The organism is Pseudanabaena sp. CCNP1317 (assembly GCF_034931345.1).
In the GTDB taxonomy this organism is placed as follows: Bacteria; Cyanobacteriota; Cyanobacteriia; order Pseudanabaenales; family Pseudanabaenaceae; genus Pseudanabaena; species Pseudanabaena galeata.
In genome coordinates, this window is sequence record NZ_JAYGIF010000059.1 from 16416 (window position 1) to 35508 (window position 19093).

16 protein-coding genes are annotated in these 19093 nt (G+C 42.9%); 8 read left to right on the plus strand and 8 right to left on the minus strand.

Translation table 11 applies throughout. From position 1 onward, the window contains the following. Positions 1-86 precede the first annotated feature (86 nt). Positions 87-308, plus strand: coding sequence for a DUF4327 family protein (locus VB775_RS12600; protein ID WP_281005880.1), 222 nt, complete (start codon positions 87-89; stop codon positions 306-308). Positions 309-563: 255 nt separating this feature from the next. Then, the gene (locus VB775_RS12605; RefSeq protein ID WP_281005879.1) at positions 564-1502 is read left to right on the plus strand and encodes a cyanophycinase; all 939 of its coding nucleotides are present in this window, start codon (positions 564-566) and stop codon (positions 1500-1502) included. Positions 1503-1534: 32 nt separating this feature from the next. Here the strand turns inward: VB775_RS12605 and VB775_RS12610 are convergent, their stop codons facing one another. Then, positions 1535-2503 carry an SPFH domain-containing protein gene (locus VB775_RS12610; RefSeq protein ID WP_281005878.1) on the minus strand — a complete coding sequence of 323 codons (969 nt, stop codon included), beginning with the start codon at positions 2501-2503 and terminating at the stop codon, positions 1535-1537. Between the two features lie 301 nt (positions 2504-2804). Here VB775_RS12610 and VB775_RS12615 point away from each other — a divergent pair, with 301 nt between their 5' ends. Together VB775_RS12615 and VB775_RS12620 are read left to right on the plus strand one after the other, a co-directional pair. Beyond that, positions 2805-3089 (plus strand): BolA family protein, encoded by a 285-nt coding sequence (locus tag VB775_RS12615; protein ID WP_281005877.1) that lies wholly within the window; start codon positions 2805-2807, stop codon positions 3087-3089. Between the two features lie 176 nt (positions 3090-3265). Further along, entirely contained in the window at positions 3266-3862 is a 597-nt protein-coding gene (locus VB775_RS12620; RefSeq protein ID WP_281009418.1) for a lysophospholipid acyltransferase family protein, read from the plus strand. Between the two features lie 36 nt (positions 3863-3898). Here VB775_RS12620 and pyk read toward each other — a convergent pair whose 3' ends face one another. From pyk to VB775_RS12650, 6 genes are all read right to left on the minus strand, one after another. Then, on the minus strand, positions 3899-5326 hold the full coding sequence (pyk, locus tag VB775_RS12625; RefSeq protein ID WP_281005876.1) for a pyruvate kinase: 1428 nt from the start codon (positions 5324-5326) through the stop codon (positions 3899-3901). Between the two features lie 279 nt (positions 5327-5605). Beyond that, positions 5606-6607 (minus strand): photosynthesis system II assembly factor Ycf48, encoded by a 1002-nt coding sequence (locus VB775_RS12630; protein WP_281005875.1) that lies wholly within the window; start codon positions 6605-6607, stop codon positions 5606-5608. 58 nt (positions 6608-6665) lie between these two features. Then, positions 6666-7055, minus strand: a complete 390-nt coding sequence (locus VB775_RS12635; protein ID WP_190582044.1) for a rubredoxin — start codon at positions 7053-7055, stop codon at positions 6666-6668. Positions 7056-7291: 236 nt separating this feature from the next. Then, entirely contained in the window at positions 7292-9271 is a 1980-nt protein-coding gene (locus tag VB775_RS12640) for a prolyl oligopeptidase family serine peptidase (protein ID WP_281005874.1), read from the minus strand. 51 nt (positions 9272-9322) lie between these two features. Continuing rightward, a complete protein-coding gene (locus VB775_RS12645) occupies positions 9323-11668 on the minus strand; it encodes a ComEC/Rec2 family competence protein (RefSeq protein WP_281005873.1) in 2346 nt (781 codons plus the stop codon). A gap of 4 nt (positions 11669-11672) precedes the next feature. Further along, entirely contained in the window at positions 11673-11948 is a 276-nt protein-coding gene (locus VB775_RS12650; protein ID WP_281005872.1) for a hypothetical protein, read from the minus strand. Positions 11949-12568: 620 nt separating this feature from the next. On the opposite strand from VB775_RS12650, the gene VB775_RS12655 reads away from it, so the two are divergent. The 3 genes from VB775_RS12655 to VB775_RS12665 all read left to right on the plus strand — a co-directional run bounded on the left by VB775_RS12655 (position 12569) and on the right by VB775_RS12665 (position 14263). Then, positions 12569-12868, plus strand: coding sequence for a hypothetical protein (locus VB775_RS12655; protein WP_281005871.1), 300 nt, complete (start codon positions 12569-12571; stop codon positions 12866-12868). 143 nt (positions 12869-13011) lie between these two features. Further along, entirely contained in the window at positions 13012-13311 is a 300-nt protein-coding gene (locus tag VB775_RS12660) for a hypothetical protein (RefSeq protein WP_281005870.1), read from the plus strand. Positions 13312-14014: 703 nt separating this feature from the next. Beyond that, on the plus strand, positions 14015-14263 hold the full coding sequence (locus VB775_RS12665; RefSeq protein ID WP_281005869.1) for a hypothetical protein: 249 nt from the start codon (positions 14015-14017) through the stop codon (positions 14261-14263). A 263-nt stretch (positions 14264-14526) separates the two neighbouring features. On the opposite strand, the gene VB775_RS12670 is transcribed toward VB775_RS12665, so the two are convergent. Continuing rightward, positions 14527-16224, minus strand: a complete 1698-nt coding sequence (locus tag VB775_RS12670; protein ID WP_281005868.1) for a ShlB/FhaC/HecB family hemolysin secretion/activation protein — start codon at positions 16222-16224, stop codon at positions 14527-14529. Positions 16225-16546: 322 nt separating this feature from the next. Here VB775_RS12670 and VB775_RS12675 point away from each other — a divergent pair, with 322 nt between their 5' ends. After that, positions 16547-19078, plus strand: a complete 2532-nt coding sequence (locus VB775_RS12675; RefSeq protein ID WP_281005867.1) for a filamentous hemagglutinin N-terminal domain-containing protein — start codon at positions 16547-16549, stop codon at positions 19076-19078. Positions 19079-19093: the final 15 nt, after the last annotated feature.

The following is a 19093-nucleotide window of genomic DNA, read 5'->3' on the forward strand; positions in this document are numbered from 1 at the left end:
CAGCTTAAATAAGTTCAAGTCATTGGGCAGATCACTGAATTTATCAAACAAATTATTTAGCAAAAACCTATACAGAGAGTTTGGTTATGTTGCAATCACTGTACTACTCCATCGGCGCTATTCAAGACGAAGCAAGACATTTGCTCGAAAGCGGAAGACTTACACGGAGTCAACCAATTCATACTCTTTGTCGCTTCTTTCGCGATCGCGAATGGTGTCAGATCGAACGAGAATTAGAAGATCATCAATATCTGTTACGCGATCGCATTTGTGATTTAGTTAGCCGTGAGTGTTGGCAAAATGATTAAGTAAGTACAAAAGTAAGTTAGGTACTTTGCCCACCTTATTTTGTACGGATACTAAATTAAGAAATGGCATAGCCATTTCTTAATTTAAAAACCCTTACTGGGTTTGGTTTTTAATTCATAGAAGTGTGACAACACTTTCGTGAATTGGTATTACTTGATGAAATACTAGTCTTTAACAGCACAAAAGTTATACAATCTGACTAGGTTTAGCCATATTGCTAGCCATGTAAGCATCAATGGAGGTAATTCAAACCATTGGCGAGTCAGCAAGAGCAAAAACTGAGTCGAGGCGTGAACCTAATCAATCGCCTGAAAAAATTTGTTGACCAATCTGCTAATATGCTGAACTTAGATGAAGATGTGGCAATAGATAGGGGCATGACTCAAATTATTAAGTCGGCGGTAATGGTAATTGGTGGTGGAGAGGATAAAGTCCAAGACCGCAAAATTCTCAAAGCCTTTGTAGAAAATTCTGGTGGCTCCCAAGCTCGCATTGCTATAATTCCATGCGCCTCAAGAGAACCTGACATTATTGGACGAATTTACCACGATATTTTTACTGAACTCGGCGCAAGTGCAGTAGAAGTACTAGATATTCGTGAGCGTCCTCGTGATGATTATCCCGAAGCAGAGGCTTTAGTAGATCGGTTTACAGGCATATTTATGACTGGCGGCGACCAACTGCGTCTTTGCGGCTTGATTGCTGATACCCCCTTTGCGATCACGATCGCCAAGCGAATTGATGAAAAGCGTCTAGTTTTAGCTGGGACAAGTGCAGGTGCAGCCGCAATGGGCTATCACATGATTTCTGGAGGCAGTAGTGGCGAGTCTCCACATAAGGAACTGGTCAATATGAGTACTGGCTTAAGTATCCTGCCTGAAATCATCGTTGATCAGCACTTTCATAATCGTAATCGGATGGCTCGACTGATGACGGCGATCGCCGCACATCCTGACAAAATTGGCATTGGTATCGATGAAGATACGGTGGCTATTTTTGAGCCAAACAATACCATGCGTGTTTTGGGACGTGGCACTGTCACCGTAGTCGATCCAGGTGAAGTTTCCTATAGCAACCAACTATGGGTTAGTGGCACGGCTCCATTAACAATCCATAACTTGCGTGTGCATATTCTTGCCGCAGGATGCAAATATCATATGCTCAAGCGCATTCCTATAAGTCCATCGGTATAACAAAAAAGGCTCGCAAAGCGAGCCTTTTTTGTTTACTTAGTCCATTCTCCCGCTTCTGGGTTATCCACAATTGACTTTAAGCCTTCTAATGTCGAAGGCAGCGATCGCGGGTCCATAAACATCACTTTGCTACTGCCACTTGAGCCGATGGTTGTACCCATTGAGATATAGCTCTGGGCTAGCAAAAATTGCAGTGCTTCCTGAGATTGAGGATTGCCCTTCATCGACTGCAATAGTACTTGCATCGCCTGAGATGTACCTTGGGCTTTAAGAACCTGCTCTTGACGTTCCGCCTCAGCACGCAAAATACGTGACTGCTTCTGCCCCTCTGCCTCTAGAACCGCCGATTTCTGAGAAGCTTCAGCATTTAATAACTGTGCCTCAGCTAAGCCCTTTGCCTGATTAACGGCCGCTTCGCGTTCGCCTTCAGAGTTGAGAATCGCTGCCCTTTTTCTGCGCTCTGCGGTCATTTGCATTTCCATAGCTTCCTGCACAGCTTTAGCAGGTAAGATGTCGCGCAACTCCACCCTTGTTACTTTCACGCCCCAAGGATCGGTGGCATCATCGAGGTCTCGCAACAGAATTTCATTGATTTTGTTTCTGGCTGTGAATGTTTCATCAAGCTCTAATCGTCCCAACTCTGAACGAATTTGGGTCAATACAATATTTGCCATTGCTTGACGCAAGTTTTCTACACGATAAAAAGCTTTTTCCATATCCACAATTCGCCAATAAATCACAGCATCGGCGGTAATTGAGACGTTATCGCGGGTAATACATTGTTGTGGTGGAATATCTAGTACCTGCTCTTTGATTGAGCCTTTGTAGCTTACACTGTCAATAAAAGGCAAGATAAAGTGGGGGCCAGCAGGCAGTTTGCGTTTGTATTTACCAAAGGAGGCCACCAATGCTTCTTCACCTTGGTTGACTATTTTAAACGATGAACTGCCGAGCCCAAAGAAGACACCAGCACCGATTACAAAGCTAAAAAGTATGTCCATAATGTTTTTCCATCGTTGCTTGAAATCACTTTAATAATAGCGCGTTCAATCTACGAGAGGCGATCGCTTGTGTATCAAGAATAGTAAACTTGTAGAAATATCTGCATTTCAAAAAATCGATTTTTATAGTGTCAATTGCTGGCGGCTTATAGATATTTGACTAAACAAACAAGAGTTTTTTGAAAGTGATACTAAGCTACACTTTCAAAAAACTCTTGTTTTGGGGTAAGTGCAAAGCACTATAGAGGGGGCTTACAAAACGATATAGTAATTTAGACCAAACCATTGCCATAGCAAAAACATGGATGCAACATCAACAATCAAAACTATTTTGCAAGAAAAAATCGGCGCAACAATTGTCGAAATTGAAGATCGTAGTGATTTGCATAAACACCATCAAGGACGGATGAATGCCCCAGTTGGCAGTGGTCATTATGACGCGATCGTGGTTGCTGCTAGTTTTGCTGGCAAAACGATGATGCAACAGCATCGCATGGTCTATGAAGCCTTATCCGATCAGATGCAAACTACAATTCATGCACTATCGCTCAAAACTTATACGCCTGAACAATGGCAGCAAATTTAACTTTAATAGAAGAGTTCACGCTATTGCTTCTATTAGGATTTCAATTTGTTGGTCATAGAAATGTTGTAGGAACTTGTTAAATGGAAAATGCTAAAAGCTCTGAACTAAAAAAATCTGATCCAAACAATGCAACTAACATTGTCAAAGATAGGGGTGGAAATCCCTTGTTATATAAAATGTTCAAGTGGTTGGTAGTTAGACCACTGCTGTATTTGTTTTATCAAGAGCGAATTTATGGTGCTGAAAATGTGCCACTCACTGGTCATCTGATCGTCGTCAGTAATCATGCTAGTGACTTCGATCCTCTCATCGTTGGTAGTTGTATGGGTCGTCCTGTCGCTTTTATGGCAAAAGAAGAATTATTTGAAATACCTGTGCTAAGTCAAGCAATTCAAGCGTTTGGTGCTTATCCTGTGAAACGGGGGGCAGGCGATCGCGCCGCCATTAGAGCCGCGATCGCTTCCATTGAGAAGGGATGGGCAACGGGTATTTTTTTGCAGGGGACACGCACATTAGATGGAAGGGTGACAGAACCAAAATTAGGAGCGGCGATGATTGCGGCAAAGACTCAAGCTCCATTTTTACCGATTAGTATTTGGGGAACGGAAACAATTTTACCGAAGGGAGCAAAGTTCCCGAAGTTATTTCAACCTGTTACCGTCAGGATCGGGGAGCTAATTCCACCACCTGAGGCAAGCGATCGCCAGACTCTTGAGGCTTACACTCAAAAATGTGCGGATGCGATAAATGCTCTCCACGCATTAGGAAGATGAATAAAAAGGGTTCGCAAAGCGAACCCTTTTTAGGGCTTATAGAATATGTATTTTCAGGAAGTTGGTTCCTCCCTGTATGCCCATCGGGATACCACCAATAATCAAAATGCGATCGCCTTTTGCCGCAATATTTCGCTCTAATAAACAAGACTCTACCTGTTGCAGAACCATCTCGAAGGAACTCACCTCTTCATCGACTAGTAAAGGCTTTACCCCCCAAACTAAGTTCAGCCGATGATAAACATTAATATTGGGAGTGATGGCAATGATTGGGGTTTTGAGACGTTCTTTAGAAGCGAGAATTGCGGTATAACCAGTAGCTGTGAAGGCAACAATACAGCGAAAATCAATCACATCAGAAATCACATGCAGTGCTTCACTAATGGCATGAACTTCGTCGGTTCTGGATGCAGGATAGTTAGTGAAAACAGCGTCTTTCTCGACTTCCGCCGCGATTCTGGTCATCATTTCCACTGCTTGCACAGGATATGCGCCCACTGCCGACTCGCCTGAGAGCATTACTGCATCAGTACCATCCATAATTGCATTGGCGACATCGCTCGCCTCGGCTCTAGTGGGACGTGGATTCTGAATCATGCTCTCTAGCATTTGCGTAGCTGTGATTACAGGAATACCACTTTCGTTACAGCGTCGAATAATATGCTTTTGGATCATCGGAACTTGTTCTGGTGGCATTTCCACGCCCAAGTCACCCCGCGCCACCATAATCCCATCGACAACGGCAAGAATTTCTTCCAGATTGACGATCGCCTGAGGCTTTTCGATTTTGGCAATAATTGATACTGACTTTCCATATTCAGTAATCAGATCTTTAAGTAGTTTCACATCGGCTGCTTGTCTGACAAAGCTAAGTGAAATCCAATCCACGCCTTGCTCTAAACCAAATGCAAGATCTTGCCGATCCTTATCGGTCATGGATGGCAAGCGCAAATTTAAACTAGGAAAGTTTACGCCCTTGTGACTAGTGAGTATTCCACCTTTGACTACTTCACAATGGACAGCATTACCCGATAGTCCACTGACGCTCAGTTCAAAGATGCCATCAGCTAATAGAATCTGTGTGCCAATGGTAGCCTCTTCGGCAATATAGGCATAATCAATGGCGATCGCATCAGCATAAATAGGTTCTAACTGCTGAAACTGATCCATTGGTACGAGCGTGATAAATTTGCCTTCAATTAGCTCAATTCCTGTAGCAGGCAAATTACCAACCCGAATTTTTGGTCCTTGTAAATCTTGTAAAATCGTAATCGGAATATCTAATTCTTCTGATACTTCACGGATCATGGTGATGGTTTGGGCATGATCAGCATAACTACCGTGGGAAAAGTTCAGCCTTGCCACTCTGACACCTGTCTCGACCATCTTGCGGAAGACTTGAGGCGATCGGCTTGCGGGTCCAATGGTGGCAACGATCTTGGTCAAATGTTGAGGAATTGCCATACAACTCAAGGGTTAGAAATTTCTACGTTTCCAAATCTAGCTCTAGTTCTCTTTAATCGAAAGGTGAAATTGAACATATATAGCAATGTAAGTTTTGCAAACCTAAGAAGGGAGTGGCGGCGCTTCGCGCCGCCACTCCCTTCTTAGGTTTTATCTCCTAATAGCGCTTTGCGCTCAAACTCAAAGTAAGAAATTTTTTAAAAGTGTTGTTTAGTTTAATCTCGATAAAAAAAAGGTTGAAGTACTTTGTACTGCAACCTTTTTTATCGAGATTTTTATTTAATCTGGTGAATAGGCGAGTAATGTGCCATTCTGTCCGATGACAAAACCGCGATCGCTTGAGAAAAAGTAAATCTTGTAGAGGTTCGCGCCTGCATTAGCTGTTGACTCATCGCGTTTCCAAGTCTTGCCGCCATCTTCACTATGGATCAAGCGTGAACTACCACCAGAGATCCAAACATTATTTTCATCTTGATAGGCAAGATCCAGCAACCCAAAGCCACCCCCTTCTTTAGGAGTTTGCTTTTTCTCCCATGTATCAAATTCACCAACTTCACTAAATTGGACTTGTCCGCCACGGTTCAACATCCAGAGGCGATTGTCAGGGGTATAGCCCATGTTCTGGACACGGCGAGAGCTATTACGGTTATGTTGAATCCAAGTCATATCACCGGGTTGCCATGTGGAATAAAAGTTACCATTTGCTGATATCGCCACATAACGTCCATCTGCACTGCGGTTGAGGTTACGGGCATTACCAACAGCCTGAGTAACTAAGGCTCTCCAGTTTTGTCCAGCATCTTGAGTGCTATAGATTGCGCCCAAATCGGTGACCATTTCCGCCGAGTTACTACCTTGGGCAACGATCGCAAAGGGATCACCAGGGAGCTTTGAGCTAAGCCCAATGCGTGACCAAGATTTGCCGCTATCAGTGGTATGCAACAAGAGTGCTGGCTGTCCTGTAATCCAGCCTTCATTACCAGAGAAGCTAATTGACGAGAAGCGATAAATACTATCGCCAAGATCGAGTTTGCGCTCTTCCCATGTGTTACCGCCATCGGTAGATTCGAGCAAAGTTGCGTCAGTGCCAACTAGCCAGCCATGATTTGGGTCGTATTTGTCAAACCATAGATCGAGAGGCGTAATTGCCACGGGGAGATCAACTTTGTGCCAGCTACCAGTACTTGCCAAGGCGCTAGGGATATTGCCAAATAATGTTAGGCAAACAAGTAATACACAGATCGAAAAGGAGCTAAGGAATCGTTTTATGCTTTTTTTCATAAAAATTGGTCGAGAATAATGAAGGTTATAATGCTAAATAAAAGTGCTGATGAATAAACTAATCTAGGGCATAGAGACTAATAAAGAATGCTACTGCCAAGGCTAAAGAGCCAAATATGAGTAAGTTTTTTTGTCCTGGGGTGAGGACGTTTACGCCAAATCCATAGCCAAGGTTTTCGGTAAAGCCTGAGGGCTTGGCGGCGACACCAATATCTGAGAAAGCTTTTTTCTTGGTGTTGCAGACTGGGCAACGCCAATCGGCGCTAATGCTCTCAAAGGCAGTGCCAGCAGGGATATTTCGCTTAGCATCACCAATGGATGGTTCATATATATATCCACATACTCCACATTCGTGGCGGTGTAGTTCTTCCTCTATGGCTGGGGCAACTACTTCCGCGTTGATTGTTTCTATGTTTTCAGTTTCCGTACTTGTTATTTCGGGTTCCATAATTTTGATCGAGTTGATCGAGATATATGCGATCGCTTGTTAATTCTGTTACAAATTATTACATCTTTTTGACAGGGTTGCCTAGTTGCGAAAATCACAGAGGTTGCTACAGCGATCGCCAAAAGCCTTGAGAAGATTTGGTATAACTTTGGCATTGCTCTATTTGAGAAAAAAGAGAAATTTTGTAAGTAAATCGATTGGAGAACAAACAAAGTTTGTTCTCCAATCGTTAGATACTAGTTTTGTAGATGCTTTTTGAAAAAGTTGAGAGTGTAGCCAATCTCTAGGACTTGGTTACTGCGCTTGCTGGAGCCGTGACCTTCATCGGGGAAGATTACTAGTTGCGAAGGGATTTTTTTCTGTTCGAGGATTTTTTGGATTTGGATGGCTTCACCAACAGGGACGCGGGGATCGTTTGCCCCTTGAATGATGAGTAATGGGGCTTTGATGCGATCGCTATAGGTCACAGGGGATAACTTAATCAGAGCTTCGCGATCTTTGACAGGGTCACCATATTCACTAATTCTTAAAATGCGGCGATAGGGGGCAGTATTGTTTAAGAATGTGAGCAGATTGCTAATGCCAACAATCGATACACCTGCATCATAACTGCCTGCAAACTTAGACATACCCATCAACGCGGCATAACCGCCATAGCTACCGCCAACGATGCCGATTTTGGGAGTGATCCCGTTAATTTGCCAATTTTTGCGAATGTAAATCGATGCATCTTCGATATCGGTGATGACCTTGAGGCGATCGCGTCCATTATCAGCGTTCAGCCATGTTTTGCCATAGCCATCACTACCCCGCACATTTGGGTCTACAAATATAAACCCTGCATTCACAAATAACTGGGCGTACCGATTAAATCCAGCCGTACTCTGCCCTTCTGGCCCCCCATGAAAATGCACAACCACAGGACAAGGCTTTTCCAGAGGCTTTTGAGCAGTATTTTCACATTGCGGTGATTTATAGACAAACATGGGAATTGATATGCCATCCCGCGTTGTGTAGTTGTCGAGCTTAGCCTTGGCAAACTTGCTGGTGTCGATTTCGGGCGTACTAGGTAATACCCATTGAGTGAGTTTCTGAGTTTGCCAATCGTAAACATAGCTGAGGCGTGGGGCTTGGGCAGTTTCCACCCCGATAGTTGTAAAGCGACCATTGCGAGTGGTGGAGCCTGTATAAATATGATCGGCATTGGCAAATTCAGGTAATTTTATTTCCTCAAAGGTATTTGCCGCGATCGCTTTAAGGCGTGTGTAACCTCCATCGTTAATTGAGTAAAGAATGCGCTGACGCTGATCATCAATATCAAAGTTAGATACATCTGCTTTTAGTTCTGGCGTAATTGGCGTAAATTTTTTGTCTTTGTAATGATAAAGGCGACGAAATTCTCCAAATTTGGGAGTTAATACGAGATATTCGTCTTTGCTAACACCGTAACTAACTCCATACTCTTCCTGCTCATTTTGACCAAGCAGTGGTGTAGTTTGGCGGGTCTTGACATCATATTCGTAATATTCGCGGGATAGACTGCCCGTTGCTTTAGCAAAGAGAAACTTCTCGCGATCGCCTGTTTCTGGATTGACAAACACATCGGCAATCCACCAAATGCCATCGCCACCAGAAATTTGCACCTTCTTCTTAGTTTGCAAATCGTAGCGATAGATTACAACTGAGTCGGGCTTAATATCATTGGCACTGAAGTAAATCGTGCGCGAATCATTACCGATATATTGCAGTGAAGTCCTTACCCCTGCTAAATGTTGAATTTCCTCTAACTCGCCCCCCTTAGTGGATTGCAAATATAATCCCGGATTTTCCTCGCCTTGGCGATCGCGGGATAGTAAGAGATATTTACCATCGGGAGTCATCCCTGAAATGGTGGTGGCATCCTGTCCTCCTGTTACTTGTACAGGAAATTTTTGCGCTCCATCCAGTCGCCATACCTGCACCGTGCCTGTAATTCCCCAAGTAAAAAACATCTGTTTGCCATCGGGTGTCACCATGCCTAAACCCGGCGATCGCACATCCAAAATCGACTCAATCGGTCGCGTCACTGTTGGTGGTAATGCAGGGGGAGCATAGCGCTTGAGAATTGCAGGATCAACACTATCTTTACCTAGTCCCGTATATTGAGCCACCGCAGGTAAAGTTGTAAATGTAAGGCTAGCCAGAATAATCGGGAAAATTAGCGATCGCTTATTCATATATTTGGATTAGTTAAATTGATTAGATGCACAATGATTTAGATCAGCAATTTAGATTGGCGATCTCGTGTCCTGTTGATCGCGGAGAGTATGAAAGTCTTTATCAGGAGTCCACTGAATTGCGCCATCACGACCTGTCCAAAATACTCTAATTTTAGCTTCATAGAGTTGATTGACCATCGCTTCCACAACACTCGTTGCTGAGGCGATCGCAATTTTAGGATTGATGGCTTGCAAAATAGCTGGCTCAATTTGACTCCCTGTCCACCAGAGAATATTTGCTGATAGTTTAGGAAGTAGCTCTTTTTTTGCAGCGATCGCCTGTTGAGATTTGGGATCTGCATTTGGTAGTAGTAACCAAGATAGCTTCCCTGTTTTGATTTTAATCACATCAGGGGATTGGTTGAGTAGTTGAATTTCCACTTGATTGTTAATCGTCAGGGTTTCCCCAGCCTTAAGGGAAGCTAGGGGAGTTTTCGCATTGGCAAGGGCTTGTTGCAGATTTTGATAGGGTTTTGGGGTAACACCAAGACTGATATCACGAAACTGGGCGATCGCTACTGAGCCAGATACCAAAGTATTCCAGCCATCGCTAACATCGGGCTGAGTATCGGTGGATATCGCCCAATCAATGCGATTAACCCCCAACTTCTGCAAAAATGGTTGCAATGTAAAGCCAGCAAATTGTTGATCACCAGTGTTAATTAACACAGTTTGATTTTGATTTTTGATCAACATAATCGGCACATCATTAAATGCTGGTAATGTCACTTGAAATGCGCTAGCCTGAGCGACCGCATTGGGAATAAATAGCACTACGCAAGCTAAAACAAAGGCGATCGTCCAACGCTGCATCCTGCCAAACCAAGGCACTACCCAAATCGCGATGAATAAAGCATAGGCAACTAACATTTGCCAGAGTGCGATCGCCCCAACACTAGTACTTGCATTGGGTAAAGTATTTAGCCATTGAGCTAGATTAATCATCCAATGTAGTAATGGATAGAGGAACCAAGCGATCGCGGCTCCAATTGGCACAAAGATAATTCCTAAGACACCGCTAATAAGTCCGCCATAGGTGGATATAGAAACTAATGGTGTCGTCAGGACATTGGCGATCAAGCTGTAGGGAGAGAGTTTGCCAAATACTAATAGTTGTAAAGGCAATGTCCAGATATAGGCGGCGATCGGCACAGAAAGCAATTCAGTGATCGCGGGCGGTAGCCATTCTAAACGCTCGGAAATTGAACGTGAGGTAGTCAGTAGTCCGAATGTAGCGAGAAAACTAAACTGAAAACCTAAATCCCAAATCCAAAGCGGTTGATAAAGCAATAACAATACAGCCGTAACAATTAGCCCAATCACAGGACGGCTGCGGCGTTGCACCACTAGACCAATCAAACTGCCAAAGCCCATCACCACGGCTCGCAAAATCGACGGACTTGCACCAGTTAATAGTAAATATCCCACTAAGCACAGGCTACCAATCACAAATTGGAATTTGAGTGATTTATTGCGCGTTAAGGCGATCGCTGCACCTAGTACCAATGTCACCTGAAATCCTGAAGCTGCTAATACAGCCGCCAATCCTGCTTGAATAAAAGCATCCTTCAGATCGCTTGGCAAATCTACGGCTCGGCTACCCAATACCAATGAACTAAGCAATGCACCCTCTGGCACACCAGCCCCCATCACATGGGAGCGGACAATCCGACTCACAAACCACCATTCGCCAAAGCTTGGCGCATCACCTTGCTCTACTAGCGATCGCCCACTCATCCCCGCAAATACACCTTGACGAGCTAAATAGGATTTGAAATCAAAGGCTCCAAAATTATCAGCTCTATTGGGCAAATACAATCTTCCTAAAAGCTCAACGGCTTGACCTGAGCGTAACCCTGTCACCTCAATCAATGGCACTGTCACATACAATTTTCCAGAAGCCGCTACAAATTTATTAGCCTCATCGGGCTTAACTTCGGGACTATTGGGATTTGCCGCAGGATTCTGCGTAAGTTCTTTAAGGTCGAGTTTTCCAGAGGTATTAATCTCCTTTACCTCTAACAAAAACTTTGCCCTCTCGCTGCGCGTCAAGCTAGGTGCTTCGATTACCTGTCCGCGCACGATCGCATTGGACAACGGCGCATATTTAGAAATATCGTCAGTTTGGGGTTGGGGAGTGCGAATTTTTATATAAAAACAAGCAAAAACCGCTAACAATGTTGCTAGTAAATAAACCCAACGCTTTGGACCCAATCGCCAAATGACAGGAACCACCAAAGATAAGGCAAAACCTAGCCCAAAAACCGTATAAAAACCTGTCCAATCTGGTAAAAAGCTGGCATAGGCTCCCGCCACAAAAGATAAAGCTAGCACTAGGACAACTTGAGATTTCATTGGCTCAGATTAAATCGTCGTCAAAGGTGTTCCGAATAGCACGATCGCTAAATTCTGAAGGTGGGCGATCGTTGCTCCAAGCCCACCAAACTGCTTGGCAATCACATTTATAAAACTCTTGCCATTTGCGTTGATGGTTTTCGGTATAAACAGGCGATCGGCGGTTTATCCACACTGCTTCTGCTTTGCTAGGTGGAAGCCCACATTTAGGGCAACAAAACCCGTTAGCATGTGTAGCCTTTTCGACCCATTCTGGAGGTGTTGGATTGAAAGCATCCATAAAAAATTATAGGTTTGTAAGTAACGCGACTTTGCGATCGATATTTCTGGAGATTTTGCCGAACTTATGTTGCTTTAAGTTAACGCAAGATTACCAATAAATGTCTTACATTGCTATAGCTCTCCAATTCTGGGCTATGGCAATGTAAGTTTTTCTTACCCAAAAGATAAAGTGGTGGCACAAAGCACCACCACTTTATCTTTTGGGCTTTGATTTGTTCTATAGCAATGTAAGTTTTGCTTAGGACATAAAACCAAAAAGATGAGTGGCGGCGCTTCGCGCCGCCACTCATCTTTAATTATGCCTAGCTACTGATATAGCAATCCTAAATAGGTTAGTGCGCCCCGAAGGGGCGCACTAACCTATTTAGGATTGCTATATAACTTTCTGATAACTTTTTGGTAGTGACAACAGATCTGTGTCCGCGTTATCGTATTTGTGAAATTAGGTCAGTTAGCTATTAACTCAGTTAATTTATATACTTTTAATTTATATACTTTTTTTTGTCCATTGTCTTTTAAAGAATGATGTTGGGGGGGGGAATCCAACTTACGAATTTCTGGGGCAGGAAGGTAATGCGATTTAATTTTAGTTACGCACAAGACGTATCCCAGACTCAAATGGCTGCATTTGAGATGGCTGGCAAAATCTGGGCTTCATACTTGACCGACAATGTGACCATCAATGATTTAGGATTTGCTCAGCCTCTTCTAAATTTTCAGAACACTTTATTCTCAATCTTGGATCAACAACAAATCAGCCAAGGGCTTGAGTTTGGTACTGAGCTAACCAAGTCGAATGTTGTTCTTGGCAGCAATAAATCTCAAACATCTTCTACTTCTGATAGTTCTCAATTACTAGGTGACTCATTCACTCCATGGTGGTTAGGCGATTCATCTTCTTTGTGGGCTGTGCGCTAGATTGGTTCTTAACTTTAGCAGACTAAAAGAATCCCTCTAATCAATCCGTTTAAACGGGTTTAAGCTTTCAGACCACAATTTATTGCAGGGCTACTGCGTAAGTCCTAAAACTGTAACACCACTTAAAAAATTAGATAAATATTATGAATTACAACAAAGCAGAAGTTCGTCCAAACGCAAATATTGATATTTCTAACCGTATGATGGATCGCTCTACTAGCGAGGGATTTTTTCATTCACAACATGAAAATTCTCAGACGCTCATACAATCACCATCGCATCAAGCATTAATTGATGAATCAAAGTACTTGATTGCTGAAGCTAAAAAACTAATGAGTAACCGCAAAGTCACATACTCTCCTCAGGGATTGATTAATGACTCAAAATGTTTGATTGCTCATGCTGAAAAAATACTAAATAATTGCAGGGCAATGCATAGATGAGAAACTTTATCGCCAACAGAAAAAATCATAAGATTTTCCATTAAAAATCAATAATCCTCATTTTAACGTCAGTTCGACGAAAGCGAAAAATGGTAAGAATCGCTAAACGATTCTTACCATTTTTCGCCATTTGCGGCGTGCGAAGCACGCCGCAAATGGCTATATCGAACTCACGTTATTTTAAGCCGTGTAAGATGAGAATTTTCTATGAACTACTCTTAACGACAAAAAGTAGATTTAGACACTGATGTTACGTGGAAGGAATTCTTGCGATGGCGTAAGTCTAGGGCTTGCCCTGTGGCGTAGTCCCTACAATATCTGAAATTTACAGGTGGGTGCAAGCCCCCCGTGGTTGCCCTGTTATGCTAGCAGCAAGAGGTTCATCATCTGAGTTCCACGTAACCCTGAGTATTCATGAGCATTTTAGGCTAATTTATTTTAATATTCTGATTTGGCAATTACTAATAACTTTCTTATAACTTTTTAGTATAGACAATAACTATTTGAGTAGAATATAGTAATTTCGTAGTCAAGTTCTACTACAAGTTTCCGAGTTCTACTATTCTCTAAATCTATTAAAGAAATAGAGATTGGAACTGGATTTTCTAGATATGTGTCGGGTCGGGGGAGAATCAAAATAATTACTAAATTGATTCTAAGTTATGTTTCTTGCAATTAAATCGTAAAATTACTGGGGTTAATCATGAAAATATCTTCTCTACTATCAGCTTCTGCGATCGCAGCTTCTACTTTAATCGCTTTCAGCACTGCTGCTTTAGCAGTTTCTCAGCCTAAGAATATCAATACGAACATAGAATTACAGTCTATTCAAATCTCAGAGCATCCCCCACTGAAGATCGCTGAAAAAGGAGAGGAAGATGGCGAAGAATCAGAGGAATACTCCAGCAGGGGATGTCCTCCTGGACTTGAATGGTTGTGTGGATGGTGGTAAATTGATTCAACCTCATATTGATTTACAGATTTCATAACTCAAAACGAACCGCAAAAGACTTTTTGAAAATATTGCATCGCAATATTTTCAAAAAGTCTTTTAGTTTTGAGCTATAAGCTCTGTAATCAAACAACCTGAACTGAAACTAAAATAACGTGAGTTCGATATAGCCATTTGCGGCGTGCGAAGCACGCCGCAAATGGCTAAAAATGGTAAGAATCGCTTAGCGATTCTTACCATTTTTAGCTTTCATCGAACTGACGTTAAAATAGTTTGTATGACAGTGAAAAATAGATGCTACTGTCTTGACGATTATTCCTTATGGAAATTAGGGGTAACCCGTAATCTAGTTTTGCGGTAAGCCGATCACCCATCTGCCAACGCAGTCCTAATCCTGTTCCTAGTATCCAGTTGCTAGTAGAAGCAGAGCCTTCATTATTCCATACACTTCCTAAATCAATAAAAGGCACAAGTTGCAACAGTCCTTGTAATTCTGGAACACGCACAATCGGCAATCTTGCTTCTAAGGAAACATTCATACCCCCATCGCCAACTAGAACATCTTGTCGATAACCTCGACCATTTTGAGAACCTCCCAGACTAAATTTTTCTGCGGCTGGCAGAGGTCGATCGGCAAACTGGAGTCCGCCACTCACGATCAGCAAAGTGTCTTCGGCCAAAGCCCGAATGTATTGCAACTGTCCACGCCAAGCGACAAAACTGCTATCTGGTGATTTGAGATTAACCGTAGAATTTAGAAAACCACCTAGCCCCAAACTAATCTGCGATCGCAAGGCAATCACATCCTCACTACTACGCTGCGTATAGTCTTGGAAAAAACGTAAAGCTGAGAGCTTCGTTTTACCGAAATCATCCGAACCTGCGGAGAGGGGAATTGGCAACTTGAGCAAGGTTGTAAAGCTGTCGCTATGAGATGCGGTCAAACCGAGAGCAAATTCTTGGGCAGGAGTTTGAACGAGTGGTTGGCGAAAAGTTAATTCGTAATTTGTAGAGTTGGAGAAAATATCCAGAATTTTGAATTCGGATTCGACCACATTGCTGTTGGTATTACTAAACAAAAAGCTCAAGGTTCCGTTATAGGCATTAACTGGCAATGTATAGCTGAGATTATACTGATTTCGACCATCGGTATTGCCATAGGTGGCGATAATGCGATCTCCTAAGCCCAGTAAATTGCGATCGCTTATTTCAATCTGTCGCGATAACTGCCCAACACTAGGAGACGCATAATTATCAAGGCTTGCCCTGACATTAAAGGAATTTGCCTCGTCAACCTTAACCGCTAAGATACTTGTTCCTAGTTGTGAGCCAGTTTTGAGTTCTGAAGAAACAAACGAGAATAAAGGATCGAGCTGCAATAATTGCAAAGCATTGAGCAAGCGATCGCGGTTTAAAGGAGCGCCCGTTGCTATCTCTAGACGCGAGCGAATATAGCTTTGATTAACGCGATTTGTCCCTGTGATCTGAATTTCTTCGAGCTTACCTTCAACGACTTGAATTGTGATATTGCCATTATTCGTCTCTTGAGGAGGGATAAAAGCGCCTGATGTGATGTATCCGTTACGAATGTATAAATCAGCGATCGCCGCCCTTGCTTGCAATAATTCACTGAAACTGATGGGACGATTAGTAAAAGACTTTACAGCCGCAGCTAACTCATCTGCCGAGAACACAGTACTACCAATTACTCGAAACTCCTGCACAACAAAAGTATTGGTTGAGTCAGGTATTTCCCGATTTGGTTCGACTTGAGGACTGTTTGGAGTTAGTAGTTGGTCAACAGGAGGTAGTCGTCGTGGAGATTCTTCTGGTCGGACAGGCACAGATGGAACTAGATTTGACGGTATAGTAGATTGAGCTAAAATAGAATTATCTTCTAACAAACAACCAAATATAGCGATCAGTCCGCAAAAAAACATGCGTCTCCACAGTAACTGCATCTAGATATATCTCCTCACATATAAGTTTTGCTAGTGATTACAAAACTAATTTTCCAGCAATACAGCGATCCTTAGGGGATGTTTCTTCAAACCAAACTAGAGCCGCTATATAGCGATCCTAAATGATTTGTAAGATTTGGAGGGTTGTGAGAGTAAGCCCCTTTGGGGCGCACTCTCACAACACATTTAAGATTGCTATACAACATATAGCAATAATATTAAAAGCTAATGGCTTATTTCGTTGCAGTAAATTAAATTTAAGTTGATATAGAAGTACCAGAATAATAGATAAATTGCGTTACGTAATAAAGGTTTTATTAATATGAAGATTTTATGGCAAAACTTTTTTGGGAATATGACGATCTTGGGCTTTGCCATAGCTAATCTTTCTGTAATTAGCATTCCTGAACTTGTATTTGCACAAATTGTACCTGATACTACTTTGCCAACTAATTCTATTGTTGGTGGAGGACCACTTTTCACTATTACAGGAGGGACAGCAGCAAATACTAACTTGTTTCACAGTTTTAGCCAGTTTTCCTTAATTAATGGTGAGACAGCATTTTTTGATAATCCACTCGCTATTCAAAATATTCTAGTTCGGATAACTGGAGGTAATATATCTAGCATTGATGGGGTAATTAGAGCCAATAATGCCAACTTGTTTTTGATTAATCCTAATGGAATCGTTTTTGGGCAAAATGCGAGTTTGGACATAGGAGGCTCATTTTTAGCGACTACAGCTAATAGCGTTAGATTTCTAGATGGGAGTGAATTTAGAGCTAATGCAAGTACACAAACAACCTCACCTCTATTATTAGTAAGTACTCCCGTTGGCTTACAGTTTAACGGCACAACTAATGGCGCGATCGCCGCACAGGGTCTCGGCGTTGGGCTAGATTATAGACCCCCTGATTTTCTAGAAATTTTGCGATTTCCCAACCCACCTTTGGGTGTATCAAGTGGGCGTACTTTGGCTTTTGTTGGTGGAGATATAAATCTTCAAGGCGCAAAATTGACCGCAGATAGTGGACGCATCGAACTTGGCAGCGTTGTGGGGAGCGGATTTGTGGCGATCGCGCAAACTGCTAGTGGATGGCTATTAAATTACGATAATGCTCCTAATCTTGGCAATATTCGACTGGAGCAAGCTGCTTTAGTGGATGTAAGCGGGATCAATGGTGGAGGCAGCATTCAGGTGCAAGGTAGACAAGTAACCCTAAATAATGGTTCAGTTCTGCTATCTTCATCCCTAGGAAATGGCAATGGAGGAGAGATATTTGTCCGCGCTACCGAACTTCTCTCAGCAAGGGGAGAATCTAACCGCCCTTTCGCTAGTGGTATATTTACAGACACATCATCAACTTCTACGGGAAATGGCAGCAATATTACGATCGCTACAAAAAAATTAGAAGTGATAGACGGAGCGCAAATTAGTGCTGGGGTATTGGGTGCTGGGAATGCTGGTGAGATCAAAGTTAATGCTAGTGAAATAATTTTATCGGGGAGATCTGCTATTCTTCCAGCTTTCTATCCCAGTGGTATACTCTCTCAAGTTCTGCGCCGAACGGCGACGGGCAATAGTGGCAAAATTACAGTCACTACTGATAACCTGCAAATCTTGAATGGTGCGAGTCTCATAACTAGTACTTTTGGAAGGGGTAATGCAGGTGATCTAGAGGTTATCGCAAAAAACATCAGCCTATTCGGGACTAATAATTCTCCGACAGGTATCTCATCCGCAGCAGAAGCAGGCTCAACAGGAAATGGGGGCATACTGACAATTACATCAGACAATCTATCTATTAACAACGGAGCGCAGGTTTCTGTTGGGACTGCTGGTAGTGGCAACGCAGGGAACTTAGTGGTGAATGCGAAGTTAATCGATATCTCTGGACAGGTTGAGCGGGGACGCAGTGGTTTATTTGCCAATGCTATTTTTGGTACGGGAAATGGAGGCGATATTGTCGTTAATAGCGATCAATTGACTGTACGTGATGGTGGTCTTATCAGTGCAAGCAACTTTCGCAGTAATAGTACCACCTTCCCTGGAAGTGGTTCAGTGGGTAACATTACCATTACTTCGCCATCTATCTTGCTTAATGGTGGACGGATAAATATTGATTCGTTGAGTGGTTCTCGCGGCAACATTAACATAAACTCCACACTGACACTTTTGCGAAATGCGAGCAGTATCTCCACCAATGCCTTAGGTAATGCGACAGGTGGAAACATTCGGATTAACACCGACTTTTTGGTGGCAGTTCCCTTAGAAAATAGCAATATCACTGCTAACTCATTGAATAGCTTCGGTGGACAAGTGATTATCACCGCTAAAGGTGTGATCGGGTTTCAATCGTTGAATCGCTTGACTCCTTTCAGTGACATTACGGCAACCTCAGCTTTAGGCACACAATTTAATGGGCTGGTGGAAATTCGATCGCCTGATAACGATCTCAGCCGAGGTTTAGTCAAACTTCCTGATAACTTAACCGATACCAATAACCAAATTGTGGCGGCTTGCGATCGCTTTCGAGGTAATGAGCTAATCTCTACTGGACGTGGCGGCGCTCCAACTGATGCCACCCAAACAATCTCCAGTCAGGCGATTTGGCGAGATTTACGATTGTCCGAGATCCCCTCGACACAATCAAACCCCACGGCTCAAACCACTTCAAATCAAGTTGCCACTCAGTCCACTCAACCAGTTGCCACGCAACCTATCCCCCAAATCGAAGCCCAAGGATGGGAAAAAGATGCAAATGGAAACTTGAAACTATTAGCCTATGCGGACTCGCCATCAGAGCCAGTGTGGCGATCGCCCGTTATTTGTCCTACAAATCCAAATAAATAGATAGAGATAAAAAAC